This is a genomic window from Pseudomonas sp. A014 (assembly GCF_052378495.1).
In the GTDB taxonomy this organism is placed as follows: domain Bacteria; phylum Pseudomonadota; class Gammaproteobacteria; order Pseudomonadales; family Pseudomonadaceae; genus Aquipseudomonas; species Aquipseudomonas machongensis.
Genome location: NZ_CP199001.1, coordinates 4,269,055 through 4,293,723, shown reverse-complemented (window position 1 = coordinate 4,293,723; position 24,669 = coordinate 4,269,055). Strand labels below are relative to the sequence as shown.

Here is a 24,669-nt window from a genome sequence, read left to right as displayed (position 1 = left end):
GAACATTGGCCTATCCGTCATCCGGCCCGCAGTTATTCATGCCGGATGAGCAACAAAGCGTCGCCTGCCGGTGATGCCAGACCGTGAACCTGCCCATACAAGAGGCCATCCTTCGATGATCGCCCAGTTGCCCGTCCGTGCGCCTGCCGCCGGCTACCCCGAATTCCTCGAAGCCCTGAGTGCCAGCGGCTTCCGCGGCCAGATCAGCGCCGACTACGGCACCCGTACGGTGCTGGCCACCGACAACTCGATCTATCAGCGCCTGCCCCAGGCGGCCGTCTTCCCGCTCGATGCCGACGACGTGGCGCGAGTCGCCACGCTGATGGCCGAGCCGCGTTTTCGGCAGATCAAGCTGACCCCGCGCGGCGGCGGTACGGGGACCAACGGCCAGTCGCTGACCGACGGCATCGTCGTCGACCTGTCGCGGCACATGAACACCATCCTTGAAATCAACACCCAGGAGCGTTGGGTACGGGTGCAGGCTGGTGTGGTGAAGGATCAGCTCAACGCTGCGCTCAAGCCGCACGGGCTGTTCTTCGCCCCTGAGCTGTCGACCTCCAACCGCGCCACGGTCGGCGGCATGATCAATACCGATGCCAGTGGCCAGGGCAGTTGCACCTACGGCAAGACCCGTGACCACGTGCTCGAGCTGCACAGCGTGCTGCTCGGGGGCGAGCGACTGCACAGCCTCCCGATCGACGACGCTGCGCTGGAGCAGGCCTGCGCCGCACCTGGCCGGGTCGGCGAGGTCTATCGCATGGCGCGTGAGATCCAGCAGACCCAAGGCGAGCTGATCGAGACCACCTTCCCCAAGCTCAACCGTTGCCTGACCGGTTACGACCTGGCGCACCTGCGCGACGAGCAGGGCCTGTTCAACCTCAATAGCGTGCTGTGCGGCGCCGAAGGCTCGCTGGGCTATGTGGTCGAGGCCAAGCTCAACGTGCTGCCGATCCCGAAATACGCGGTGCTGGTCAACGTGCGCTACACCAGTTTCATGGACGCCCTGCGCGACGCCAATGCGCTGATGGCGCACAAGCCGCTGTCGATCGAGACCGTCGATTCCAAGGTACTGATGCTGGCGATGAAAGATATCGTCTGGCACAGCGTCGCCGAATACTTCCCTGCCGACGCCGAGCGCCCGACCTTGGGTATCAACCTGGTCGAGTTCTGCGGCGACGAGCCGGACGAGGTCAATGCCCGCGTCGAGGCCTTCGTCGAACACCTGCGCAGCGATACCAGCGTCGAGCGGTTGGGCCACACCCTCGCCGAGGGCGCCGAGGCAGTGACGCGCGTCTACACCATGCGCAAGCGTTCGGTGGGGCTGCTCGGCAACGTCGAGGGCGAGGTGCGGCCGCAGCCGTTCGTGGAAGATACCGCGGTACCGCCGGAGCAGTTGGCCGACTACATCGCCGAATTCCGTGCGCTGCTCGATGGCCATGGCCTGGCCTATGGCATGTTCGGTCACGTCGATGCTGGCGTGCTGCACGTGCGTCCGGCGCTGGACATGAAAGATCCGGCCCAGGCCGCATTGGTCAAGCCGATCTCCGATGCGGTGGCGGCGCTGACCAAGCGCTATGGCGGCTTGCTCTGGGGCGAGCATGGCAAGGGGCTGCGCTCGGAATACGTGCCGGAATACTTCGGTGAACTGTACCCGGCCCTGCAGCGGCTCAAAGGCGCATTCGACCCTTACAACCAGCTCAACCCGGGCAAGATCTGCACGCCACCCGACAGCGCCGAGGGCCTGACGCCGGTCGATGGTGTCACCCTGCGTGGCGACCTGGACCGTAACATCGACGAGCGCGTGTGGCAGAGCTTCGGCAGCGCCGTGCACTGCAACGGCAACGGCGCCTGCTACAACTATGACCCCAACGACGCCATGTGCCCGTCGTGGAAGGCCACCCGCGAGCGTCGCCATTCACCCAAGGGGCGCGCCTCGCTGATCCGTGAATGGCTGCGCCTGCAGGGCGAGGCCAATATCGATGTGCTCGCCTCGGCCCAGCGCAAGGCGTCGTGGATCAAGGGCCTGCCCAAGCGCCTGGCCAACCTGCGGGCCCAGCGTCAGGGCCAGGAGGACTTTTCCCACGAGGTGTACGACGCCATGGCCGGCTGCCTGGCGTGCAAGTCGTGCGCGGGGCAATGCCCGATCAAGGTCAACGTACCGGACTTCCGTTCACGTTTCCTCGAGCTCTACCACGGTCGCTACCAGCGCCCGCTGCGTGACTATCTGATCGGCTCGCTGGAGTTCACCATTCCGTACCTGGCCCATGCGCCGGGCTTGTATAACGCGGTGATGGGGTCGAAGTGGGTCAGCCGCCTGCTGGCCGACAAAGTCGGCATGGTCGACAGCCCATTGATCAGCCGCTTCAACTTCCAGTCCACCCTGACCCGCTGCCGCGTGGGAGTGGCCAGTGTGCCGGCGCTGCGCGAGCTGACCCCGGCCCAGCGCGAGCGCAGCATCGTGCTGGTGCAGGACGCTTTCACACGGTACTTCGAGACGCCGCTGCTGGCTTCGTTCATCGAACTGGCCCACCGGCTGGGCTACAAGGTGTTCCTGGCGCCCTACAGCGCCAACGGCAAGCCGCTGCATGTGCAGGGCTTCCTCGGTGCCTTCGCCAAGGCGGCGATTCGCAATGGCCGGCAGCTCAAGGCCCTGGCTGATTGCGGTGTGCAGTTGGTGGGGCTGGATCCGGCGATGACCCTGGTCTATCGCCAGGAATACCAGAAGGTCGACGGCCTGGAGGGTTGTCCGGCAGTGCTGTTGCCGCAGGAGTGGCTGATGGATGCGTTGCCCGAACAGGCAGCAGGGAAGGGCGGCAGCTTCCGCCTGATGGCGCATTGCACGGAGAAGACCAACGTTCCGGCCAGCACCCGGCAGTGGGAGCAGGTGTTTGCGCGGATGGGGCTCAAGCTTGCCACCGAGGCCACCGGTTGCTGCGGGATGTCGGGCACCTACGGGCACGAGGCGCGTAATCAGCAGGCTTCGAAGACCATCTTCGAGCAGTCGTGGGCGACCAAGCTGGACAAGGAAGGCGAGGCGTTGGCGACGGGTTATTCGTGCCGTAGCCAGGTCAAGCGCATGGCCGAGAAACAGCTTCGCCATCCGCTGGAGGTGGTGTTGCAGTACCTGGTGCACTGATCTTACGGCCTCTTCGCGGGGATGCCCGCGAAGAGGCCAGCGCAGCCTTCAACTGTGCAGCTCTCGCCCCAGCCGTGCCTGGCGGTACAGATACAGGCTCAGCACCAGCCCGCAAACCGCCGCACCTGCGGCGAACAGAAAGATCGACCTGAAGCCGAAGCCTGAGGCCACCGCACCGACCAGCGGCCCGGTGATCCCCAGCGACAGATCGATGAACAGCGAATACGCCCCGACCGCAGCCCCGCGGTTGGCTGCCGAAACCTGGTTCACGGCTTCCACTCCCAGTGCCGGGAAGACCAGCGAGAAGCCGAATCCGCTCAGCGCGGCGCCGACCAGGGCCAGCTCGGCGTTGGGTGCCAGCCATAGCATCAGCAGCCCCAGGGTTTCCACCGACAGGCAGGCGATGGCCACGCGAAAGCCGCCGATGCGGTTGATCAGATTGCCGAACAGCAGGCGTGCACAGATGAAGCTGGCGCCGAACAGGCTCAGGGTCAGTGCAGCGTTCGGCCAGTTGCGGCTGGCGTAGTAGAGGGTGATGAAGGTCGCGATGGTGCCGAAACCGATCGACCCCAGCGCCAGCCCCGAACCATGCGGGAATACCTTGCCCAGCACCTGCAGGAAGGGCAGGCGCTTGCCCGCCACCACTGGTGCTGCCTGCTTGGGCCAGGCCAGTGCCAGGCCCAGAATACCCAGCAGGATGACGCTCACGCCCATGCTCCACAGCCCCAGGCCCTTGACCATCAGCACCCCTAGCGGCGCGCCGACGGCCAGCGCGCCATAACTGGCGATGCCGTTCCAGGAGATGACCTTGGCGGTGTGTTCGGCGCCGACGCGGCCGATGCCCCAGCCGATCGAGCCCGAGCCCACGAGGCTCTCCGCGCTGCCCAGCACCAGGCGCCCGATGAGCAGACAACTGAGGCTCAGCCAGGGCAAGTGGGTGAGGAAGCTGCAGGCCAGCATGAACACCCCGCTCAGGCCGCAGCCGAACAGGCCCCACATCACCGCCTTCTTGCTGCCGAGGTTGTCGATGATACGGCTGGCGGTCGGGCGGCTGAGCAGGGTTGCCAGGTACTGGACGCTGATCACCAGGCCCGCGAGTACGGCACTGAAACCCAGGTCGTTGTGCACATAGCCGGGCAGCACGGCGAGGGGGATGCCGATGTTCAGGTAGCCGATGAAGGTGAAGAGAACGATGGAGACGACTTGCAGGGTAACCGCAAGAGGACGCGGTGAGTCGGGCATGGGGGCCTTCAAGGTTCTGGACTGTGTGAAAACGTGATGACGGGGATAACCCGCAGGTCAGCCGTTTTCACACGGTCGGTGGGGATGCGCGGTTATTCCTGATCGGCGCTGGATTGATCGTCACTGTCCTGCGAAGCAGGTGCCGGCTCGGCGGCGTGGGCGGTGACGGTTTGCTCTTCGGGGTTCAGGCTTGGGAAGGGAAGATTCGGGATTTCATGCATCTCGTCGTTCCTCGCAAGTGTGAGTGAAAGGGCAGCGCTTGGCGCGTTGGAAGCTTTTTAAAAGCTGGGGCAGGATACAGCAGTCTGGATGACAGTTTGAGATTTTTCCCTCTCGCTTGTCGGTTTTGCGGGCGAATAGCGGACGGTGTGCGCCTCGGTTTTGCTGTGAATGCATTCGCGGCGGTCCAGCGCCCCGATAAACTCGCACCTGCAGGCAGGTCACTATTCCTGTAGGCGCGGGCTTGTTGGAGCGTGGAGCCGCCGCGAAGAGAACGACGCGATCCAGCTGGCGTTATTTACGCCCTTCAGCCGTCTCAGCGACCTTGTCGGTGCGTGCACACATGATGAAGTCGTTGCGGTGCAGCCCTTTGATCGAGTGGCTCCACCAGGTCACGGTGACCTTGCCCCACTCGGTGAGCAGGCCGGGGTGATGCCCTTCGGCTTCGGCGATTTCGCCGACGGCGTTGGTGAAAGCCAGGGCGTGCTTGAAGTTCTTGAACAGGAACACGCGCTCCAGTTCCATGTGGCCGTCGCGCACTTCCACGCTCCAGTCCGGGATCTCGCGAATCAGTTCGGCCAGCTCTTGGTCGCTGACCTTCGGCGCGTCAGCACGGCAGGCTTCGCAGTGGGCTTGGTTCAAGGCATTCATGGAGGTTTTCCGCTTTCGAGTTGTTGTCGGCAAGACGGCTCAGGCCGCCTTGGGTGGGAATTTCGGCGCGTGCAGGCCCAACTGCATGGCGTGCTGGACCATGCCCATGATGTCCTCGTGGGCCAGATCGAACAGGCGCTTCATGTTCGGCAGGACGAAGTACACCGGCTGCAGGATATCGATACGGTAGGGCGTACGCATGGCTTCGATCGGATCGAAGGTTTGGTGTTCGGGTTCGCTGGACAGGCTGTAGACCGTCTCCTTGGGCGAGGAGAGGATGCCGCCGCCATAGATCTTGCGGCCCTGGGCGGTTTCCATGAGGCCGAACTCGATGGTCATCCAGTACAGGCGCGCCAGGTACACCCGTTGTTCCTTGGTCGCCGCCAGGCCGAGCTTGCCATAGGTATGGGTGAATTCGGCGAACCAAGGGTTGGTCAGCAGCGGGCAGTGGCCGAAGATCTCGTGGAAGATGTCCGGTTCCTGCAGGTAGTCCAGTTCTTCCGGGGTGCGGATGAAAGTGGCGACCGGGAAGCGCTTGCTGGCCAGCAGTTCGAAGAAGGTCTGGAAGGGGATCAGCGCCGGCACGCGAGCGACCTGCCAGCCTGTGGTGGCGCCCAGCACCTTGTTGACTTCGCCCAGTTGCGGAATGCGGTCATGGGGCAGCTTGAGCTGGTCGATGCCGTCCAGGTACTCCTGGCATGCGCGGCCCTCGATCACTTTCAACTGGCGGGTGATCAGGGTGTTCCACACCGCATGCTCTTGCTGCGGGTAGTCGATAAAACCCTGCGCATCGGGCTCGCGGGCCACGTATTGCGTCTGTTTCATGGAGCTCTCCTGGTGAGGGCTTTCTTGTTATGTGGGACTTGCCCTAGGAATAGCCTTACGCAGGCGGTTTTGCACGGGTCGATCTGCGGGGTGACAAGGAAGGAATGGGGTGTTTCTGTAACGATAATTTTACAAATAGAGGGTTGCCCCGAAAAATCAAGGGTATCAGGCTGGCAGTTAAGGTATTTTTGTCAGCTTATCTTTACGAATTTTCTGCGCGCCGATGAATAAAGTCGGTTGCCTCGGGGCCTTTCATGCGTATCAAAGTCCACTGCCAGAACCGCATCGGCATCCTGCGCGACATCCTCAACCTGTTGGTGGAGTACGGTATCAACGTGTTGCGTGGCGAGGTCGGCGGCGATCACGGCAACGCCATCTATTTGCATTGCCCGAACCTGATCAACCTGCAGTTCCAGGCCTTGCGTCCAAAGTTCGAAGCCATCGCCGGGGTATTCGGGGTCAAGCGCGTCGGCTTGATGCCCAGCGAGCGGCGGCACATGGAACTCAATGCGTTGCTAGGGGCGCTGGAGTTTCCGGTGTTGTCGGTCGACATGGGAGGCAGCATCGTTGCAGCCAACCGTGCCGCGGCGCAGTTGCTCGGGGTACGGGTCGACGAGGTGCCGGGGTTGCCGCTGGCGCGCTATGTCGAGGATTTCGACCTTCCGGAACTGGTGCGGGCCAACCAGTCGCGGATCAACGGGTTGCGCATCAAGGTCAAGGGTGATGTGTTCCTGGCCGATATCGCGCCCTTGCAGTCCGAACATGACGACAGCGAAGCCCTGGCCGGCGCGGTGCTGACCCTGCATCGCGCCGATCGCATCGGCGAGCGTATCTACAACGTTCGCAAGCAGGAGCTGCGTGGTTTCGACAGCATCTTCCAGAGTTCACGGGTGATGGCCTCGGTCGTGCGCGAGGCGCGGCGCATGGCGCCGCTGGATGCGCCGTTGCTGATCGAGGGCGAAACCGGCACTGGCAAGGAATTGCTGGCCCGTGCCTGTCACCTGGCCAGCCCGCGTGGCCAGGCACCGCTGATGGCGCTCAACTGCGCGGGGTTGCCGGAGTCAATGGCCGAGACCGAGCTGTTCGGCTACGGCCCGGGTGCGTTCGAGGGCGCGCGGGCCGAGGGCAAGCTCGGGCTGCTGGAGTTGACCGCGGGCGGCACGCTGTTTCTGGATGGGGTAGGGGAGATGAGCCCGCGCCTGCAGGTCAAGCTGCTGCGCTTTCTGCAGGACGGCTGCTTTCGCCGGGTCGGCAGCGACGAGGAGGTCTATCTCGATGTGCGGGTGATCTGCGCCACCCAGGTCGACCTGTCGGAGCTGTGCGCGCGGGGCGAGTTCCGCCAGGACCTCTATCACCGGCTCAACGTGCTGTCGTTGCACATTCCGCCACTGCGTGAGTGCATGGATGGGCTGGAGGGGCTGGCGCAGCACTTCCTCGACCAGGCCAGTCGGCAGATCGGTTGTGCATTGCCTCGCCTGGCGCCGGCGGCGATGGACAAGTTGAGCCAATATCACTGGCCGGGCAATGTCCGGCAACTGGAAAACGTATTGTTCCAGGCCGTGTCGTTATGCGAGGGCGGTGTGGTCAAGGGCGAACATATTCGTTTGCCGGATTATGGTGCGCGACAACCCTTGGGTGAATTTTCGCTGGAAGGGGAACTTGCGCAGATCGTCGGTCGCTTTGAAAAAGCGGTATTGGAAAGTTTGATGGCGGAGTTTCCAAGTAGTCGGGCGCTGGGGAAAAGGCTGGGGGTTTCCCATACCACGATTGCCAACAAGTTGCGTGAATACGCCTTGGGCAAGTCGGTGGATTGAAGAGGTTTCAAGTAATGAAGATTTAATCGGCGGTGTTGTTTTCGCGGGCAAGCCCGCTCTTACAGAAGCCCGCTCCCACGGAGATGTCGAGAGCGGACGAAGGGAGCGGGCCGTGGCGTTAGCCGTTGGAGCAACCGTTGCCCATCACGCGGTATTCGAGAATGTGCTTCTGGCCCTTGGAGTCTTCGTAGGTCATGCGTGCCGGCACCACTTCGCAGACATTCGGGACTTCGCTCATGGACAGCACCTTGGCGATGTCCAGGTGTTGCGAGTAACTGTACTGTTCAACCGGAATCTGCTCGGCGTTCGTTGCAACATCGTCGGCCATTGCCGCGCTGCAAACACTGCCAAGTACCAATACCAGTAAAGCTTTCATTTTCAATTTACCTGTCTAAGGTCGTGAAGGGGCACGCGGCACTTATGGCGCCGCGAGTACATCCAGAATTTTACTGTTGAATTAGAGCGGGATTAACGTGCCTTCGTGGGGGCTGTTACAAGAAGTTAATCGCCTTGCCGTTGCTGGCGAGATGAATTCTAGGAGTGTGCCTCGAATTGAAAAAGATCTGGTTTTGATAAAGTTTTTCGGGCTTTTGACAGAATCGGTAACAATCACAGGTACGAACGTATCGAATTCTTCAGTGATGGCCTGGGGCTCCGCGGGCTAGAGCGCCTTGATGAAATTTCGCCGCGGCGCATGCTGTTCGTTACTACCAACGTCGAATGGTCATGGTCGCTCTGGTACAGTTAAAACCGTCTCATACAAAAACAACTATTACACCGAGGTAACACAGATGAGTGCGGCTCCACTGTATCCCGTTCGTCCCGAGGTTGCGGCAAACACCCTGACCGACGAGGCCACCTACAAGGCCATGTACCAGCAATCGGTGATCAACCCGGACGGTTTCTGGCGCGAGCAGGCCCAGCGCCTGGACTGGATCAAGCCTTTCACCAAGGTCAAGCAGACCTCGTTCGACGACCACCATGTCGATATCAAGTGGTTCGCCGACGGCACTCTGAACGTTTCCTACAACTGCCTGGACCGCCACCTCGAAGAGCGCGGCGATCAGTTGGCGATCATCTGGGAAGGCGACGACCCTTCCGAGCACCGCAACATCACCTACCGTGAGCTGCACGAGCAGGTCTGCAAGTTCGCCAACGCCTTGCGTGGCCAGGACGTGCACCGCGGTGACGTGGTCACCATCTACATGCCGATGATCCCGGAAGCCGTGGTGGCGATGCTGGCCTGTGCCCGCATCGGTGCCATCCACTCCGTGGTCTTTGGCGGCTTCTCCCCGGAAGCGCTGGCCGGGCGCATCATCGACTGCAAGTCCAAGATCGTCATCACCGCCGACGAAGGCCTGCGTGGTGGCCGTCGCACGCCGCTCAAGGCCAACGTCGACCTGGCGCTGACCAACCCTGAAACCAACAGTGTGCAGAAGATCATCGTGTGCAAGCGCACCGGTGGTGACATCGCCTGGCACCAGCATCGCGACATCTGGTACGAAGACCTGATGAAGGTCGCCTCCAGCCATTGCGCCCCCAAAGAAATGGGCGCTGAGGAAGCGCTGTTCATCCTCTATACCTCCGGCTCCACCGGCAAGCCCAAGGGCGTGCTGCACACCACGGGCGGCTATCTGGTCTATGCCGCGCTCACCCATGAGCGCGTGTTCGACTACCGTCAGGGCGAGGTCTACTGGTGCACCGCCGACGTGGGCTGGGTCACCGGTCACAGCTATATCGTCTATGGCCCGCTGGCCAATGGCGCGACCACCCTGCTGTTCGAGGGTGTGCCGAACTACCCGGACATCACCCGCGTGTCCAAAATCGTCGACAAGCACAAGGTCAACATTCTCTACACCGCGCCAACCGCCATCCGCGCGATGATGGCCGAAGGTCAGGCGGCGGTCGCCGGTGCCGATGGCTCGAGCTTGCGCCTGCTCGGTTCGGTGGGTGAGCCGATCAACCCCGAGGCCTGGAACTGGTACTACAAGACCGTCGGCAAGGAGCGCTGCCCGATCGTCGACACCTGGTGGCAGACCGAGACCGGCGGCATCCTGATCAGTCCGCTGCCGGGCGCCACCGGCCTCAAGCCGGGCTCGGCAACCCGTCCGTTCTTCGGCGTGGTACCGGCACTGGTGGACAACCTGGGTAACCTGATCGAAGGCGCGGCCGAGGGCAACCTGGTGATCCTCGACTCCTGGCCGGGCCAGTCGCGCTCGCTGTATGGCGATCACGACCGCTTCGTCGACACCTACTTCAAGACCTTCCGTGGCATGTACTTCACCGGTGACGGTGCGCGCCGCGACGAAGATGGCTACTACTGGATCACTGGTCGGGTAGACGATGTGCTCAACGTTTCCGGGCACCGCATGGGGACTGCCGAGATCGAAAGCGCGATGGTCGCCCACTCCAAGGTCGCCGAGGCCGCGGTGGTAGGTGTGCCGCACGACATCAAGGGGCAGGGCATCTACGTCTACGTCACCCTCAATGCCGGCGAGGAATCCAGTGAGCAATTGCGCCAGGAGCTGAAGAACTGGGTGCGCAAGGAGATCGGCCCGATCGCCTCGCCGGATGTCATCCAGTGGGCGCCAGGCTTGCCCAAGACTCGCTCGGGCAAGATCATGCGGCGTATCCTGCGCAAGATCGCCACGGGTGAGTACGATGCGCTGGGCGATATCTCCACGCTCGCCGACCCGGGTGTGGTGCAGCACCTGATCGACACGCACAAGGCCATGAACCTGGCGACCGCGTGATGATGCTTTGGGGGTAGGCTGCCTTGCCCCGCGCCTTGCAACCAGACCCCGCCGGTAATCGGCGGGGTTTTTGCATTCTGTTACCCGACATTCATCGGTAACCCGCTGCTGTCACCGTGATTGCACTCAAACGGGGCCAAGGGAAACATTTCTGTGCCTTCAGGGTGCGATCCTGTAGCCGTTTTTTGCAGCCTTGCACCCTGCACTTGCCGGATTACAAGGCTTTGCCAATAATAGGCCCGCTTATTGCTTCGTCTAAAGGTTGTTTTCCTTTTGCGCTTGCATGTTTCGCAAGAGCTGTCAATATCGCCGCCCGCAGCTTCAGGCGCTTCTGTACGTAGTTGTCGCTTTGAAGAAATATCGACTACCGGGCTGTCGTTAAAATGCCACTCACTCGCTCGTGGTCTGCGACCTTGGTCGAACCCTGCGCGGCTCGCGTTGTACTCATTCGCATATCCGGCAATCGTGTCCCTGCCTGGTATTGCCCCGTACCGATGGAGTTACCTGATGAAGAAGCTTGCACTGCTTGGCGCCCTGGCGCTGTCTGTGTTTTCCCTGGTCTCGCAGGCCGACGAGAAGCCGTTGAAGATCGGTATCGAAGCCGCTTACCCACCCTTCGCCTTCAAGCAGCCTGATGGCAGCATCGCCGGTTTCGACTACGACATCGGCAACGCCCTGTGCGAAGAGATGAAAGCCAAGTGCACCTGGGTCGAGCAGGAGTTCGATGGCCTGATCCCGGCGCTGAAGGTGCGCAAGATCGACGCCATCCTGTCGTCGATGTCGATCACCGATGATCGCAAGAAGTCCGTCGACTTCACCAAGCGCTACTACCTGACTCCAGCCCGTCTGGTGATGAAGGAAGGCTCCACCGTCAGCGACAGCCTCGACGAGCTTAAGGGCAAGAAGATCGGTGTACAGCGCGGCTCTATCCACGACCGCTTCGCCAAGGAAGTGCTGGCACCTAAGGGCGCCACCGTCGTGCCTTACGGCACCCAGAACGAAATCTACCTGGATGTCGCCGCCGGTCGCCTCGATGGCACCGTGGCCGATGCCACTCTGCTCGAAGACGGCTTCCTGAAAACCGACGCCGGCAAGGGCTTCGCCTTCGTCGGCCCGTCGTTCACCGACGTGAAGTACTTCGGTGACGGCGTCGGCATTGCCGTGCGCAAGGGCGACAAGGCCAACGCCGATCGCATCAACGCTGCCATCGACGCCATCCGCGCCAACGGCAAGTACAAAGAGATCGAGAAGAAGTACTTCAACTTCGACATCTACGGCCCAGAGTCGAACTAAATCGTCGAGTTTCACCTGTGCAATGGTGCAAACAGCAGAATCTCTGAGGTTTGCACCATTTTTCATTCCCAAGTCCTGAGGAATCCCAATCATGTTGAAAGGCTACGGGGCAGTCATCCTCGAGGGGGCGTGGCTGACGTTGCAGCTCGCCCTGTCGTCGATGGCCCTGGCCATCGTTCTGGGCCTGATCGGCGTGGCCTTGCGGCTGTCGCCGGTGCGCTGGCTGGCCTGGCTGGGCGACCTGTACTCCACGGTGATCCGTGGCATTCCGGACCTGGTGCTCATCCTGCTGATCTTCTACGGCGGCCAGGACATCATCAACCGGGTCGCGCCACTGGTCGGCTACGATGACTACATCGACCTGAACCCGATGATCGCCGGTATCGGCACGCTGGGCTTCATCTTTGGTGCCTACCTGTCGGAAACCTTCCGCGGCGCCTTCCTCGGCATTCCCAAGGGGCAGGCCGAAGCGGGCGCGGCCTATGGCATGAGCAGCCGCCAGGTATTCTTCCGCATCATGGTGCCGCAGATGATCCGCCTGGCCATTCCCGGCTTCACCAACAACTGGCTGGTGCTGACCAAGGCCACTGCGCTGATTTCCGTGGTCGGTCTGCAGGACATGATGTTCAAGGCCAAGCAGGCGGCGGATGCCACCCGCGAACCCTTCACTTTCTTCCTGGCGGTGGCGGCGCTGTACCTGGTGCTGACGAGCGTTTCGCTGCTGGCGTTGAAGTATCTCGAGAAGCGCTACTCGGTGGGCGTAAAGGCGGCTGAACTATGATCTTCGACTACAACGTCATCTGGGAGGCCATGCCGCTGTACATCGGCGGTTTGCTGACCACCCTCAAGCTGCTGGCGCTGTCGCTGTTCTTCGGCCTGCTGGCGGCCATTCCGCTAGGGTTGATGCGGGTGTCGAAGCAGCCGCTGGTAAACCTGATCGCGTGGCTCTACACCTATGTGATCCGTGGCACGCCGATGCTGGTGCAACTGTTCCTGATCTACTACGGCCTGGCCCAGTTCGAGGCGGTGCGCGAGAGCATCTTCTGGCCGTGGCTGTCGAGTGCGACCTTCTGCGCCTGCCTGGCGTTCGCCATCAACACCAGCGCCTACACCGCCGAAATCATCGCCGGCAGCCTCAAGGCCACGCCTCATGGCGAGATCGAGGCAGCCAAGGCCATGGGCATGTCGCGCTTCAAGATGTACCGCCGCATCCTGCTGCCTTCGGCCATGCGCCGGGCGCTGCCGCAGTACAGCAACGAAGTGATCATGATGCTGCAGACCACCAGCCTGGCGTCGATCGTGACCCTGATCGACATCACCGGTGCTGCGCGCACGGTCAATGCCCAGTACTACCTGCCTTTCGAGGCCTACATCACGGCGGGCGTGTTCTACCTGTGCCTGACCTTCATCCTCGTGCGCCTGTTCAAGATGGCCGAACGTCGCTGGCTCAGCTACCTGGCGCCGCGCAAGCACTGACCGCTCTGTGAGAATCGACAGCATGTACAAACTCCAAGTCCAAGACCTGCACAAGCGCTACGGCAGCCACGAGGTGCTCAAGGGCGTCTCGCTCGAAGCCAAGGCAGGCGATGTGATCAGCATCATCGGCTCGAGCGGTTCGGGCAAATCCACCTTCTTGCGCTGCATCAACCTGCTTGAGCAGCCGCATGCCGGCAAGATCCTCCTCAACAACGAGGAGCTCAAGCTGGTCGCCGGCAAGGACGGCGCGCTCAAGGCTGCCGACCCCAAGCAGCTGCAGCGCATGCGTTCGCGCCTGTCGATGGTGTTCCAGCATTTCAACCTGTGGGCGCACATGACTGCACTCGAGAACGTCATCGAGGCGCCGGTGCATGTGCTGGGCATGAACAAGAAGGAGGCGCTGGAAAAGGCCGAGCACTACCTGGCCAAGGTGGGTGTGGCGCATCGCAAGGATGCTTTCCCCGGGCACATGTCCGGCGGTGAGCAGCAGCGTGTGGCGATCGCTCGCGCCCTGGCCATGGAGCCTGAGGTGATGCTGTTCGACGAGCCGACTTCGGCGCTCGATCCTGAGCTGGTGGGCGATGTGCTGAAGGTCATGCAGTCGTTGGCCCAGGAAGGCCGCACCATGGTGGTGGTCACGCATGAAATGGGCTTTGCCCGCGAGGTGTCCAACCAGCTGGTGTTCCTGCACAAGGGGTTGGTCGAGGAGCGGGGTAATCCGCGTGAGGTGCTGGTCAATCCGCAATCCGAGCGTCTCAAGCAGTTTCTCTCTGGCAGCCTGAAGTAAAAGCTGCACTCCTGCACCAGAATAGGGCATGCTGCGCAGCGAGCGCGGCATGACCCGTGCCTCACTCGACTTCAGGTTTCGGACCTAGCCTATGACCACCCAGCGAATCGGATTTCTTATCTGGCCCGGCACCAAGCCGCTGACCCTGGCCCTGGCCGAGGAAGTGCTGCAGGTGGCGCAGCGGGTGCATCCTGATGTGGTCTACGAGCTGGCATACCTGCAGGCCGAGCCTGCCGAAGCGGGCGCCTGGCGCCTGCCGGGCGAGCCCTGGAACGGTCGGCTGGAGGGTTTCCAGAAGCTTCTGGTGCTCGCTGACGAGCCGCCGCTGGCGGTGGGTTCGGCGCTGTCGGCGGCGCTCAAGCACCTGGCCCGCAGTGGCTGCATGATTGGTGGGTTGTCGGCGGGCGTGTACCCGTTGGCCTTGCTGGGCCTGCTCGACGGTTACCGGGCGGCGGTGCACTGGCGCTGGCAGGACGACTTTGCAGAGCGTTTCCCCAAGGTTATCGCCACCAGTCATCTGTTCGACTGGGATCGCGACCGCCTGACGGCCTGTGGTGGCATGGCGGTGACCGACCTGCTGCTGGCGGTGCTGGCCCGTGATCACGGGGCAGAGTTGGCCGGCGCGGTGTCCGAGGAACTGGTGGTCGAGCGCATTCGTGAAGGCGGGGAGCGTCAGCGTATCCCGTTGCAGAATCGTCTGGGCTCCAGCCACCCCAAGCTGACCCAGGCCGTGCTGTTGATGGAGGCCAACATCGAGGAGCCGCTGACCACCGACGAGATCGCCCAGCATGTCTGTGTCTCGCGCCGACAGTTGGAGCGGATCTTCAAGCAGTACCTCAATCGCGTGCCCAGCCAGTACTATCTGGAGCTGCGCCTGAACAAGGCGCGGCAGATGCTGATGCAGACCAGCAAGTCGATCATCCAGATCGGCTTGTCGTGCGGGTTCTCATCCGGGCCGCATTTCTCCAGCGCCTACCGCAATTTCTTCGGCGCCACGCCGCGGGAAGACCGCAACCAGCGGCGCAGCAGCAGCCCGTTCGAGTTGAGTTCGGCGCCGGCCGAGCGCGGTTGAGGTCGGGGCGAGTCCGCTTCCATAGCTGCCCCACTGATTCTGAGTTCGCCGGGGTAGCTGTGGGAGCGGGCTTGCCCCGCGATAGGGCCGCCGCGGGCGCCTCCCTCTCCTGTGAACACCCGTTCTCCCAATTTGCCCAACCCTCTCCCCGCCACCCCGTCAGCCCGTTACACTGCGCGATTGCGACAGTGTTTGTCGCATTGCCGAAAACCCAGGTAAAACAGGGGTTGGCGCTGTAACAAGTTGTCGCCTGGCAGCAAGGACAGGCGCCGATCAGTCCTTACAATCCCCCCATCGCTCGCCACTTTCAGGCCAGCGTTCCTCTTCAGGAGACTCAGATGTCCGTTGAGCAAGCCCCGGTGCAGCGTGCCGATTTCGACCAGGTCATGGTTCCCAACTACTCCCCGGCGGCCTTCATTCCTGTTCGAGGCGAGGGCTCCCGCGTCTGGGACCAGTCGGGCCGCGAACTCATCGACTTCGCCGGCGGCATTGCGGTGAACGCCCTGGGTCATTGCCACCCGGCACTGGTCAAAGCGCTGACCGAACAGGCCAACACCCTGTGGCACGTGTCCAACGTCTTCACCAACGAGCCGGCCCTGCGCCTGGCGCACAAGCTGGTGGATGCCACCTTTGCCGACCGTGCTTTCTTCTGCAACTCCGGCGCCGAAGCCAACGAGGCCGCCTTCAAGCTGGCCCGTCGTGTCGGGCATGACCGCTTCGGCCCGGAAAAGCACGAGATCATCGCCACCGTGAACAGCTTCCACGGTCGCACCCTGTTCACCGTCAGCGTCGGTGGCCAGCCCAAGTACTCCGACGGTTTCGGACCCAAGATCACCGGCATCAGCCATGTCCCGTACAACGACCTGGAAGCGCTGAAGGCACAGATCTCCGACAAGACCTGCGCCGTAGTGATCGAGCCGATCCAGGGCGAGAGCGGGGTGGTGCCGGCCGACAAGGCCTACCTGGAAGGTGCGCGCAAACTGTGTGACGAGCACAACGCCCTGCTGATCTTCGATGAAGTACAGACGGGCGTCGGCCGTACCGGATCGCTGTACGCCTACCAGCACTACGGCGTGACCCCGGATATCCTGACCAGCGCCAAGAGCCTGGGCGGTGGCTTCCCGATCGGTGCCATGCTGACCACCACCGAGCTGGCCAAGCACCTGGCCGTTGGCACCCACGGCACCACCTATGGCGGCAACCCGCTGGGTTGCGCCGTCGCCTGTGCGGTGCTGGACGTGGTCAACACCCCCGAGACGCTGGCCGGCATCAAGACCAAGCACGCGCGTTTCAAGACCCGTCTGGAGAAGATCGGCCAGGACACTGGCCTGTTCACCCAGGTGCGTGGCGTTGGCCTGCTGATCGGCTGTGTGCTGAGCGAGGCCTGGAAAGGCAAGGCCAAGGACATCCTCAATGCCGCCGAGAAAGAAGGCGTGATGGTGCTGCAGGCCGGTCCTGACGTCGTGCGCTTCGCGCCGAGCCTGGTGGTCGAGGACGCTGACATCGACGAGGGCCTGGACCGCTTCGAGCGCGCTGTGGCCAAGCTGACCCAGGGCTGATCGCCCTGCGGTCCCATCGCCGGGGCGGATCGTACTGCGCCGGCGATACCTGAATTCCAGTGCGGGTGCCTGCTTGTGCAAGCAAGGGTGTGCCCGCCGTTCTTCCGTGCCGACCGGGTCGGCCCGTATTCCAAAGGAGTGACACCATGCTGGTGATGCGCCCCGCGCAAATGGCGGATCTGAATGAAGTGCAGCGCATGGCTGCCGACAGCCCCATTGGTGTCACCTCGCTGCCCGATGACGCGGGCCGCCTGGGCGACAAGATCGCCGCCTCGGAAACCTCCTTCGCTGCCGAGGTGAGCTTCAACGGAGAAGAGAGCTATTTCTTCGTGCTTGAAGACAGCACCTCCGGCAAGCTCGCCGGCTGTTCGGCCATCGTCGCCTCGGCCGGCTATTCCGAGCCGTTCTACAGCTTTCGCAACGAAACCTTCGTGCACGCTTCGCGCGAGCTGAAGATCCACAACAAGATCCACGTTCTGTCGCTGTGCCACGACCTGACCGGCAACAGCCTGCTGACCAGCTTCTACGTATTGCCCGAGCTGGTGAACAGCGGCTTCGCCGAGCTCAATTCGCGCGGTCGCCTGCTGTTCATGGCCTCGCATCCCGAGCGTTTTGCCGACTCGGTGGTGACCGAGATCGTCGGCTACAGCGACGATCAGGGTGAATCACCGTTCTGGGACGCCATCGGGCGCAACTTCTTCGACCTCAACTACGCCGACGCCGAGCGCCTGTGCGGGCTGAAGAGCCGGACCTTCCTCGCCGAACTGATGCCGCACTACCCGATCTACGTGCCGTTGCTGCACGACGAAGCCCAGGAAGCCATGGGCCAGGTGCACCCGCGCGCGCAGATTACCTTCGACATCCTGATGCGCGAGGGTTTCGAGACCGAGCACTACATCGACATCTTCGACGGTGGCCCGACCTTGCATGCACGCACTTCGGCGATCCGCTCGATTGCCCAGAGCCGCGTGGTGCCGGTCAGGATTGACGACACGCCAGTCAAGGGCGGGCGCCCGTACCTGGTGTGCAACGGCCAGTTGCAGGACTACCGCGCCGTGCTGCTGGAACTGGACTGGGTGCCGGGCAAGCCAGTGGCACTGAGCAATGAAGCTGCCGACGCCCTGGGCGTCGGTGAAGGTGGCAACGTCCGTCTGGTTGCCGCCTGAGCCTGCGCGAAGCTGGCAAGCGCGATTCGCGGCAGGCAGAGGCCGCCGCACAAGGAGATAGCATGATCGTTCGTCCTGTACGCAGCAGCGATTTACCCGCGCTGATCGAATTGGCCCGCAGCACCGGTACCACCGGGCTGACCACGCTTCCTGCCAACGAGGAGCGACTGGCCCGCCGTGTCGGCTGGGCCGAGAAGAGCTTCAGTGGCGAAGCCGAGCGCGGCGACACCGACTACCTGTTCGTGCTGGAGAACGACGAAGGCCTGGTGGTCGGCATCAGCGCCATCGCCGGCGCTGTCGGTTTGCGCGAGCCTTGGTACAACTATCGGGTCGGCCTGACGGTCAGCGCCTCGCAGGAACTGAACATCTACCGCGAGATCCCGACCCTGTTCCTGGCCAACGACCTGACCGGCAACTCCGAGCTGTGCTCGCTGTTCCTGCGCAGTGACTACCGCAGCGGGCGCAATGGGCACCTGCTGTCGAAGTCGCGCATGCTGTTCATCGCCGAATTCCCTGACCTGTTCGGCAAGAAGATCATCGCCGAGATGCGTGGCATGTCCGACGCTGCCGGTCGTTCGCCGTTCTGGGAAAGCCTGGGTCGCCACTTCTTCAAGATGGAATTCAGCCAGGCCGACTACCTCACTGGCGTGGGCAACAAGTCGTTCATCGCCGAGCTGATGCCCAAGTTCCCGCTGTACACCTGTTTCCTGTCGGAGGCTGCGCGCAGCGTCATCGGGCGCGTGCACACCGACACCGAGCCTGCGCTGGCGATGCTCAAGCGCGAAGGTTTCAACTATCAAGGCTACGTCGACATCTTCGATGCCGGCCCGGCAATCGAATGCGAGACCGCGAAGATCCGAGCCGTGCGCGAGAGTGAAACCCTGGTGCTGGCGGTCGGTACGCCGGGTGACGACGCCACGCCTTACATCATCCACAACCGCAAGCGCGAAGATTGCCGTATTACCGCAGCGCCCGCGCGTCTGGCGGCCGGGACATTGGTCGTCGATCCGCAGACCGCCAAGCGCCTGCGCCTGGGCGTTGGCGATAACGTTCGCGCCGTGCCGCTGACTGCACCCCGGGAGACCCAATAATGACCACGCATTACATCGCCGGAAACTGGCAGGCCGGCCAGGGTGACGCCCTGCAATCGCTCGACCCGGTCAGCCAGGCCGTGGTCTGGCAAGGGCAGGGTGCGACGCCTGCTCAGGTCGAAGCTGCGGCGCAGGCGGCGCGCAATGCCTTTCCAGCCTGGGCGCAACTGAGCCTGGAGGCGCGCATCGCCGTGCTCGAAGGCTTCGCCGACCAGCTCAAGGCCAACGCCGACGAACTGGCCCGCTGCATCGGTGAGGAAACCGGCAAGCCCTTGTGGGAGTCGGCCACCGAAGTCACCAGCATGGTCAACAAGGTAGCGATCTCGGTGCAGAGCTACCGCGAGCGTACCGGCGAGAAGAGCGGCCCGCTGGCCGACGCGACCGCCGTGTTGCGCCACAAGCCGCATGGCGTGGTGGCGGTGTTCGGCCCCTATAACTTCCCTGGCCACCTGCCTAACGGCCATATCGTGCCGGCGCTGCTGGCTGGCAACTGTGTAGTGTTCAAGCCCAGCGAGCTGACCCCCAAGGTCGCCGAGCTGACGGTCAAGTGCTGGATCGCCGCCGGGCTGCCGAGCGGTGTGCTCAACCTGGTGCAGGGCGCCCGTGAAACCGGTGTCGCTCTGGCGGCCAACCCGGGCATAGATGGTCTGTTCTTCACCGGTTCCAGCCGCACCGGCAACCTGCTGCACCAGCAGTTCGCCGGTCGCCCGGACAAGATCCTGGCGCTGGAAATGGGCGGCAACAATCCGCTGGTGGTCGATGAGGTCAAGGATCTGGATGCTGCGGTCTACACCATCATCCAGTCGGCGTTCATTTCGGCCGGGCAGCGTTGCACCTGTGCGCGCCGTCTTCTGGTGCCGCACGGCGCCTGGGGTGACAAGCTGCTTGCGCGCCTGGTCGAGGTCAGTCGCAGCATCAGCGTCGGAGCCTTCGATCAGCAACCGACGCCGTTCATGGGCTCGGTGATTTCGCTGCAGGCTGCCGCTGCCTTGCTGGCTGCACAGTCCGAACTGCTGGCCAAGGGGGCGCAGGCGCTGCTGGAAATGACCCAGCCAAAGGCCGGCGCGGCCTTGTTGACGCCAGGCATCCTCGATGTGTCGGCAGTTGCCGACCGGCCCGACGAAGAGTTCTTCGGCCCACTGCTGCAGGTGATTCGCTACAGCGACTTCGATGCCGCGATCGATGAGGCCAACAACACCCGGTATGGCCTGGCGGCCGGGTTGCTGTCCGACTCGCGCGCTCGCTACCAGTACTTCTGGTTGCGCAGCCGCGCCGGCATCGTCAACTGGAACAAGCAACTCACCGGCGCCGCCAGCAGCGCACCGTTCGGTGGCGTGGGGGCCAGTGGCAATCACCGGGCCAGTGCCTATTACGCGGCGGACTACTGCGCCTACCCCGTGGCCTCGCTGGAGACCGCCAGCCTTGCCCTGCCGGCGACCCTGACGCCGGGCGTCACCCTATAACAACAGGTCTCGGAGCTAGCCGATGAAATCCTATGAAGTGAATTTTGATGGCCTGGTGGGGCCAACCCACAACTACGGCGGCCTCTCGTACGGCAACGTGGCCTCCCAGAGCAACAGCCAGCAGTGCTCCAATCCGCGAGAAGCGGCACGCCAGGGCCTGGCAAAAATGAAAGCCCTGATGGAGATGGGCTTCAAGCAAGGTGTGCTGGCCCCGCAGGAGCGCCCGGATGTGACTGCCCTGCGCCGCCTGGGCTTCACCGGCAGCGACGCCGAGGTGATCCGCCGCGCCGCCAAGGAGGCCATGCCGCTGCTCGTCGCCAGTTGCTCGGCCTCGAGCATGTGGGTGGCCAACGCCGCCACCGTCAGCCCCAGCGCCGACACGGCGGATGGGCGGGTGCATTTCACTGCAGCCAACCTCAACTGCAAGTACCACCGCAGCATCGAACACCCGACCACCAGTCGCGTGCTGGCGGCGATGTTCGCTGACGAGCAGCATTTCGCCCATCACGCGGCATTGCCGGCAGTGGCCCAGTTCGGCGACGAGGGTGCGGCCAATCACACGCGCTTCTGCCGTGCGTACGGCGAGTCGGGCGTGGAGTTCTTCGTCTATGGTCGCAGCGCCTTCGACGCGCGCTACCCGTCGCCACAGAAGTATCCGGCGCGCCAGACCCTCGAGGCCTCCCAGGCCGTGGCGCGGTTGCATGGCCTTGGCGAGGAAGGTGTGGTCTACGCTCAACAGAACCCTGCGGTGATCGATCAGGGGGTGTTCCACAACGACGTGATTTCGGTGGGTAACGGCGAGGTGCTGTTCTACCACGAGGACGCCTTCCTCGAGACCGACACGGTGCTTGGCCAGCTGCAGGCTAAACTGGCTGCAAAGGGCGGTAACTTCCAGGCCATCCGCGTGCCGCGTTCGGCAGTGACGGTGGAGGACGCGGTGCGGTCCTACCTGTTCAACAGCCAGTTGCTGTCGCGCGACGACGGTTCCATGCTGCTGGTGGTACCTGAGGAGTGCCGCAACAACGAGCGGGTTTGGAGTTACCTGAGCCAGCTGACCGGCCAGCAGGGTGTGGTGAAGGAGGTCAAGGTGTTCGACCTCAAGCAGAGCATGCAGAACGGCGGTGGCCCGGCCTGCCTGCGCTTGCGCGTGGCCCTGAAGGAAACGGAACTGGCGGCGGTCAATCAAGGCGTTATCATGACCGCCCCGCTGTACGACACCCTGGTGCAGTGGGTCGACAAGCACTACCGCGACCGTCTGGGCGAAGCTGATCTTGCCGACCCGCAATTGCTGGACGAATGCCGTACGGCACTGGATGAGTTGACCCAGATCCTGAAGTTGGGTTCGGTCTATCCGTTCCAACGCCAACCTTGATAGAGAGAATTTGCAATGTCCGACGCCCTGCGCCTGATCCTGGAAGATGAAGACGGCACCCAGCTGGAAACCTCCTGCACCCGCTTTGCGGTGGTCTGGCAAGGCAAGGAGGTGTGGATCCAGCAGGATGGCCGCGGTCAACTGCTGATCGGTGTCGATGTCGAGGAAGACGATACCGAGTACGCCAACCTGCTGCTGCGCCCAATGGCCACCAACCTGGTCAGCCTGCAGCTGGAGATGGAGCCTGCCGAGGTCGGTGAAGACGACGATCACGTGCACGGTCCGGATTGCGGTCATCACCACTAAGGAAATGCCCTATGCTCGCCCTCGGCAAACTGCTTGAGCTGACCCTGACCGATCACGAACCGGCCGAGAAGACCCAAGTGACCCCCAAGGGCGTGCGTTTGCGCTGGTTGGGGGAGGGCGCGCTGGAGGTGCGTCCGGCCGAAAGCGAAGATTGCGGGCTCGACCTGTTGTTGTCGGCTGGCATTCACGGCAACGAGACCGCGCCGATCGAGTTGCTGGAGCGGCTGCTGCATGGTGTGGCCAACGGCCAGATCAAGCCGCGTGCCAGGGTGTTGTTCCTGTTCGGCAACCCTGCGGCGATTCGCAAGGGCGAGCGCTTCATCGAGCAGGACATCAATCGCCTGTTCAACGGTCGTCACGAGCTTTCCAGTGGTTTCGAGGCGCTGCGCGCCGCGGAGCTCGAGCAGTTTGCCCGGGTGTTCTTCAGCAAGCCCGAGCGTACTCGCCTGCATTACGACCTGCACACGGCCATTCGCGGTTCGAAGATCGAGCAGTTCGCCCTGTACCCGTTCAAGGAAGGCCGCAAGCATTCACGCCGCGAACTGGCCCGCCTGGCGGCCGCCGGCATGGAGGCGGTGCTGTTGCAGAGCAAGTCGTCGATCACCTTCAGTGCCTTCACCTACGAACAACTCGACGCCGAAGCCTTCACCCTGGAGCTGGGCAAGGCCCGTCCTTTCGGGCAGAACGAACAGGTCAATCTCGATAAGCTGGAGCAGCGGCTTGTCCAGCTCATCGAGGGTACCGAGCCAGAGATCGGGCCCAGCCTCGATGGCCTGAAGCTGTTCAGCGTCGCCCGGGAAATCATCAAGCACAGCGACAGCTTCCACCTGCATTTGCCGGCGGATATCGAGAATTTTTCCGAGCTCAGCAAGGGCTATCTGCTGGCCGAGGACCTGGCCGAAACACGCTGGGTCGTGGAAGAGGAGGGGGCACGTATCATTTTCCCCAACCCCAAGGTCAGGAATGGCTTGCGGGCAGGGATTCTGATCGTGCCGGATTCCGGGCAGCGCCTGGAGTAGGGGTTCAGGGGTAAGTCAGCCTGGGTGGTAGGCCTAGTTCGTGTCGCAGGGCATTTTCGTTGAACGGTGCAGGATTGGTGTCGGTGTCGGGCGTGCTTGGATCGTCGTCGAAATCGAACAGGGAGCCCGGGTTTTCTAGCCCGACAGCCAAGCGCTCGGAGTTGTCGTTCACGCTTCCGGTCGCGAAGTTCCAGACGTGACAGAGCTCATGGTAGAGCATCACCAGTGATGGTGCGTCACGCCTGTGGGCCAGCGGGTTATAGCCGATTATGCAGTTCAGGATGCGATCGCCTCGCACGCCGTTTCGGATTGTCGGATCGCCTTGGGCGGGATCAAATCCAGCATAAGCATTGTCCAGTTCCGGGATCGGCGTGATGGCGACCTTCACCTTGTGCGCCACCAACTGTTCCAGAAGCCCCGAGGCACTCGGGCTGGCCCGCAGCATCACCAACTGGCGCCTGACTTTGTCGGTGTATGCGGGATCACCCTGGATATCGAAGGTGTCGAGGTATTGCGCTGGTAGCTGCGCATCGTGTGCCTCGTAGAGCAGTGGTGCGCTGAAACCGTCCTCGACGAGAATGCTGCTGGCGTTGCCGTAGAGTCGATCGTCCAGTGGTCCTGTGGACAGGCGATTATGGCCGGCAAAGGCCTCGATGGTCGCATTGCCCGCATTGACCCTCACGACGTCGTCGCCAGCGCCGGCATACAACGTGCTGTGGGCAGCGGCGCTGTGCAGGGCGTCGTTGCCCTTGCCGCCATCGATTTCCGCTTGCCGAACCCCTTCTACCACGACGTGGTCATCGCCGGCCCCGGCGTCAATGAGCACCGAGCCGGCATTCAGGGGCTGGCCGTCAGGAGGCAATTGGCCCTCGATCCGGATTCTGTCGTTGCCCTCGCCGGTCTCGATCACGATGCGGCTGTCGAGGGTGGACTCGACGAATACGTTGTCGTCGCCGGCGCCAGTACGAATATGCAGCATCTCTGTTTTTGCCAGGGCCAGCGTGTAGCGGGTAGCTTCGATGCGCAGCACGATGCCTTCGGGGCTTGGATGAACCGACAGTTCGGTGTCTGGGGCCAGTGCTTCGATCAGCAGCGTGTTGTCATGGCGAGTGATCGCCAGTGGGCCGCTTCTGTATGGCAGTTGCTGTGTCAGCACAAGGCCGGAAGGGGCGTGGATCTTGAGGTCTTCGGGCGCCATGGGCGTCTCCTTTCGTAGGGGAGGCTGCATTCTGGCGTTCGCTCGGTGGTTCCAGTGGTACTCCTGTACCGCCTGAATGGTCAGCATGAGGCGGATGACAGGGATTTAATTTGCCGCCTATTCCCTTTTCCTTTCCCCTGGGCGGTAATTGGCTTGTCAGTGACGAAAGCTCCGATTTAGCATCCGCTCATGTCGTTTTTGCCTGTTTGCAGCGGAAAAACTGTCCG

21 protein-coding genes are annotated in these 24,669 nt (G+C 62.8%); 15 read left to right on the top strand and 6 right to left on the bottom strand.

What is annotated here, in order from left to right:
• The first annotated feature begins 115 nt into the window (after window positions 1-115).
• A complete protein-coding gene (ydiJ, locus tag ACTYOL_RS19905) occupies window positions 116-3,136 on the top strand; it encodes a D-2-hydroxyglutarate dehydrogenase YdiJ (protein ID WP_054891942.1) in 3,021 nt (1,006 codons plus the stop codon).
• 48 nt (window positions 3,137-3,184) lie between these two features.
• Here the strand turns inward: ydiJ and ACTYOL_RS19900 are convergent, their stop codons facing one another.
• The 4 genes from ACTYOL_RS19900 to phhA all read right to left on the bottom strand — a co-directional run bounded on the left by ACTYOL_RS19900 (window position 3,185) and on the right by phhA (window position 6,073).
• Window positions 3,185-4,378 (bottom strand): MFS transporter, encoded by a 1,194-nt coding sequence (locus ACTYOL_RS19900; RefSeq protein WP_197892939.1) that lies wholly within the window; start codon window positions 4,376-4,378, stop codon window positions 3,185-3,187.
• 92 nt (window positions 4,379-4,470) lie between these two features.
• A complete protein-coding gene (locus tag ACTYOL_RS19895) occupies window positions 4,471-4,599 on the bottom strand; it encodes a hypothetical protein (RefSeq protein WP_256216352.1) in 129 nt (42 codons plus the stop codon).
• Window positions 4,600-4,891: 292 nt separating this feature from the next.
• Window positions 4,892-5,248: a 4a-hydroxytetrahydrobiopterin dehydratase gene (locus ACTYOL_RS19890; protein WP_054891940.1), complete on the bottom strand. Its 357-nt coding sequence runs from the start codon at window positions 5,246-5,248 to the stop codon at window positions 4,892-4,894.
• 39 nt (window positions 5,249-5,287) lie between these two features.
• The gene (gene phhA / locus ACTYOL_RS19885) at window positions 5,288-6,073 is read right to left on the bottom strand and encodes a phenylalanine 4-monooxygenase (protein ID WP_054891939.1); all 786 of its coding nucleotides are present in this window, start codon (window positions 6,071-6,073) and stop codon (window positions 5,288-5,290) included.
• Between the two features lie 254 nt (window positions 6,074-6,327).
• Between phhA and ACTYOL_RS19880 the strand changes: the two genes are divergently transcribed.
• Window positions 6,328-7,887 (top strand): sigma-54-dependent transcriptional regulator, encoded by a 1,560-nt coding sequence (locus ACTYOL_RS19880; RefSeq protein ID WP_151925555.1) that lies wholly within the window; start codon window positions 6,328-6,330, stop codon window positions 7,885-7,887.
• A 118-nt stretch (window positions 7,888-8,005) separates the two neighbouring features.
• On the opposite strand, the gene ACTYOL_RS19875 is transcribed toward ACTYOL_RS19880, so the two are convergent.
• Window positions 8,006-8,263, bottom strand: coding sequence for a DUF2790 domain-containing protein (locus ACTYOL_RS19875; protein WP_054891937.1), 258 nt, complete (start codon window positions 8,261-8,263; stop codon window positions 8,006-8,008).
• 415 nt (window positions 8,264-8,678) lie between these two features.
• Here ACTYOL_RS19875 and acs point away from each other — a divergent pair, with 415 nt between their 5' ends.
• From acs to astE, 13 genes are all read left to right on the top strand, one after another.
• Window positions 8,679-10,640, top strand: a complete 1,962-nt coding sequence (gene acs / locus ACTYOL_RS19870) for an acetate--CoA ligase (protein WP_444756961.1) — start codon at window positions 8,679-8,681, stop codon at window positions 10,638-10,640.
• 507 nt (window positions 10,641-11,147) lie between these two features.
• Window positions 11,148-11,933 carry an ABC transporter substrate-binding protein gene (locus tag ACTYOL_RS19865; RefSeq protein WP_054891935.1) on the top strand — a complete coding sequence of 262 codons (786 nt, stop codon included), beginning with the start codon at window positions 11,148-11,150 and terminating at the stop codon, window positions 11,931-11,933.
• Between the two features lie 91 nt (window positions 11,934-12,024).
• The gene (locus tag ACTYOL_RS19860; RefSeq protein WP_054891934.1) at window positions 12,025-12,714 is read left to right on the top strand and encodes an ABC transporter permease; all 690 of its coding nucleotides are present in this window, start codon (window positions 12,025-12,027) and stop codon (window positions 12,712-12,714) included.
• Window positions 12,711-13,409: an ABC transporter permease gene (locus ACTYOL_RS19855; protein WP_054891933.1), complete on the top strand. Its 699-nt coding sequence runs from the start codon at window positions 12,711-12,713 to the stop codon at window positions 13,407-13,409. The genes ACTYOL_RS19860 and ACTYOL_RS19855 overlap by 4 nt, the downstream gene beginning before the upstream one ends.
• 22 nt (window positions 13,410-13,431) lie before the next feature.
• Window positions 13,432-14,196 carry an ABC transporter ATP-binding protein gene (locus ACTYOL_RS19850; protein ID WP_444756960.1) on the top strand — a complete coding sequence of 255 codons (765 nt, stop codon included), beginning with the start codon at window positions 13,432-13,434 and terminating at the stop codon, window positions 14,194-14,196.
• Between the two features lie 91 nt (window positions 14,197-14,287).
• Window positions 14,288-15,268, top strand: a complete 981-nt coding sequence (gene argR / locus ACTYOL_RS19845) for a transcriptional regulator ArgR (protein ID WP_054891931.1) — start codon at window positions 14,288-14,290, stop codon at window positions 15,266-15,268.
• A gap of 338 nt (window positions 15,269-15,606) precedes the next feature.
• The gene (locus tag ACTYOL_RS19840) at window positions 15,607-16,827 is read left to right on the top strand and encodes an aspartate aminotransferase family protein (RefSeq protein ID WP_065862082.1); all 1,221 of its coding nucleotides are present in this window, start codon (window positions 15,607-15,609) and stop codon (window positions 16,825-16,827) included.
• A 146-nt stretch (window positions 16,828-16,973) separates the two neighbouring features.
• Window positions 16,974-17,993 (top strand): arginine/ornithine succinyltransferase subunit alpha, encoded by a 1,020-nt coding sequence (aruF, locus tag ACTYOL_RS19835; RefSeq protein ID WP_063545713.1) that lies wholly within the window; start codon window positions 16,974-16,976, stop codon window positions 17,991-17,993.
• Between the two features lie 62 nt (window positions 17,994-18,055).
• Window positions 18,056-19,084 carry an arginine N-succinyltransferase gene (astA, locus tag ACTYOL_RS19830; RefSeq protein WP_054891928.1) on the top strand — a complete coding sequence of 343 codons (1,029 nt, stop codon included), beginning with the start codon at window positions 18,056-18,058 and terminating at the stop codon, window positions 19,082-19,084.
• Complete coding sequence (gene astD, locus ACTYOL_RS19825; RefSeq protein ID WP_444758168.1) at window positions 19,081-20,547, top strand: succinylglutamate-semialdehyde dehydrogenase; 1,467 nt, start codon at window positions 19,081-19,083, stop codon at window positions 20,545-20,547. Before astA ends, astD begins: the two co-directional genes overlap by 4 nt.
• A 22-nt stretch (window positions 20,548-20,569) precedes the next feature.
• The gene (gene astB, locus ACTYOL_RS19820) at window positions 20,570-21,919 is read left to right on the top strand and encodes an N-succinylarginine dihydrolase (RefSeq protein ID WP_444756959.1); all 1,350 of its coding nucleotides are present in this window, start codon (window positions 20,570-20,572) and stop codon (window positions 21,917-21,919) included.
• A gap of 15 nt (window positions 21,920-21,934) precedes the next feature.
• Window positions 21,935-22,225 carry a hypothetical protein gene (locus ACTYOL_RS19815; protein WP_054891925.1) on the top strand — a complete coding sequence of 97 codons (291 nt, stop codon included), beginning with the start codon at window positions 21,935-21,937 and terminating at the stop codon, window positions 22,223-22,225.
• Window positions 22,226-22,236: 11 nt separating this feature from the next.
• Window positions 22,237-23,244, top strand: a complete 1,008-nt coding sequence (gene astE / locus ACTYOL_RS19810) for a succinylglutamate desuccinylase (protein WP_153774606.1) — start codon at window positions 22,237-22,239, stop codon at window positions 23,242-23,244.
• A gap of 4 nt (window positions 23,245-23,248) precedes the next feature.
• On the opposite strand, the gene ACTYOL_RS19805 is transcribed toward astE, so the two are convergent.
• The gene (locus ACTYOL_RS19805) at window positions 23,249-24,442 is read right to left on the bottom strand and encodes a M91 family zinc metallopeptidase (protein ID WP_444756958.1); all 1,194 of its coding nucleotides are present in this window, start codon (window positions 24,440-24,442) and stop codon (window positions 23,249-23,251) included.
• Window positions 24,443-24,669 lie beyond the last annotated feature (227 nt).

Bases quoted from the DNA above. Each gene is read 5' to 3' on its own strand.
- astA (WP_054891928.1), top strand. From the start codon at position 18,056: ATGATCGTTCGTCCTGTACGCAGCAGCGATTTACCCGCGCTGATCGAA.
- ACTYOL_RS19890 (WP_054891940.1), bottom strand. From the start codon at position 5,248: ATGAATGCCTTGAACCAAGCCCACTGCGAAGCCTGCCGTGCTGACGCG.
- argR (WP_054891931.1), top strand. From the start codon at position 14,288: ATGACCACCCAGCGAATCGGATTTCTTATCTGGCCCGGCACCAAGCCG.
- ACTYOL_RS19855 (WP_054891933.1), top strand. From the start codon at position 12,711: ATGATCTTCGACTACAACGTCATCTGGGAGGCCATGCCGCTGTACATC.
- ACTYOL_RS19805 (WP_444756958.1), bottom strand. From the start codon at position 24,442: ATGGCGCCCGAAGACCTCAAGATCCACGCCCCTTCCGGCCTTGTGCTG.
- ydiJ (WP_054891942.1), top strand. From the start codon at position 116: ATGATCGCCCAGTTGCCCGTCCGTGCGCCTGCCGCCGGCTACCCCGAA.
- ACTYOL_RS19815 (WP_054891925.1), top strand. From the start codon at position 21,935: ATGTCCGACGCCCTGCGCCTGATCCTGGAAGATGAAGACGGCACCCAG.
- ACTYOL_RS19895 (WP_256216352.1), bottom strand. From the start codon at position 4,599: ATGCATGAAATCCCGAATCTTCCCTTCCCAAGCCTGAACCCCGAAGAG.
- astB (WP_444756959.1), top strand. From the start codon at position 20,570: ATGAAATCCTATGAAGTGAATTTTGATGGCCTGGTGGGGCCAACCCAC.
- aruF (WP_063545713.1), top strand. From the start codon at position 16,974: ATGCTGGTGATGCGCCCCGCGCAAATGGCGGATCTGAATGAAGTGCAG.
- ACTYOL_RS19840 (WP_065862082.1), top strand. From the start codon at position 15,607: ATGTCCGTTGAGCAAGCCCCGGTGCAGCGTGCCGATTTCGACCAGGTC.
- phhA (WP_054891939.1), bottom strand. From the start codon at position 6,073: ATGAAACAGACGCAATACGTGGCCCGCGAGCCCGATGCGCAGGGTTTT.
- astE (WP_153774606.1), top strand. From the start codon at position 22,237: ATGCTCGCCCTCGGCAAACTGCTTGAGCTGACCCTGACCGATCACGAA.
- acs (WP_444756961.1), top strand. From the start codon at position 8,679: ATGAGTGCGGCTCCACTGTATCCCGTTCGTCCCGAGGTTGCGGCAAAC.
- ACTYOL_RS19875 (WP_054891937.1), bottom strand. From the start codon at position 8,263: ATGAAAGCTTTACTGGTATTGGTACTTGGCAGTGTTTGCAGCGCGGCA.
- ACTYOL_RS19900 (WP_197892939.1), bottom strand. From the start codon at position 4,378: ATGCCCGACTCACCGCGTCCTCTTGCGGTTACCCTGCAAGTCGTCTCC.
- ACTYOL_RS19865 (WP_054891935.1), top strand. From the start codon at position 11,148: ATGAAGAAGCTTGCACTGCTTGGCGCCCTGGCGCTGTCTGTGTTTTCC.
- ACTYOL_RS19850 (WP_444756960.1), top strand. From the start codon at position 13,432: ATGTACAAACTCCAAGTCCAAGACCTGCACAAGCGCTACGGCAGCCAC.
- ACTYOL_RS19860 (WP_054891934.1), top strand. From the start codon at position 12,025: ATGTTGAAAGGCTACGGGGCAGTCATCCTCGAGGGGGCGTGGCTGACG.
- ACTYOL_RS19880 (WP_151925555.1), top strand. From the start codon at position 6,328: ATGCGTATCAAAGTCCACTGCCAGAACCGCATCGGCATCCTGCGCGAC.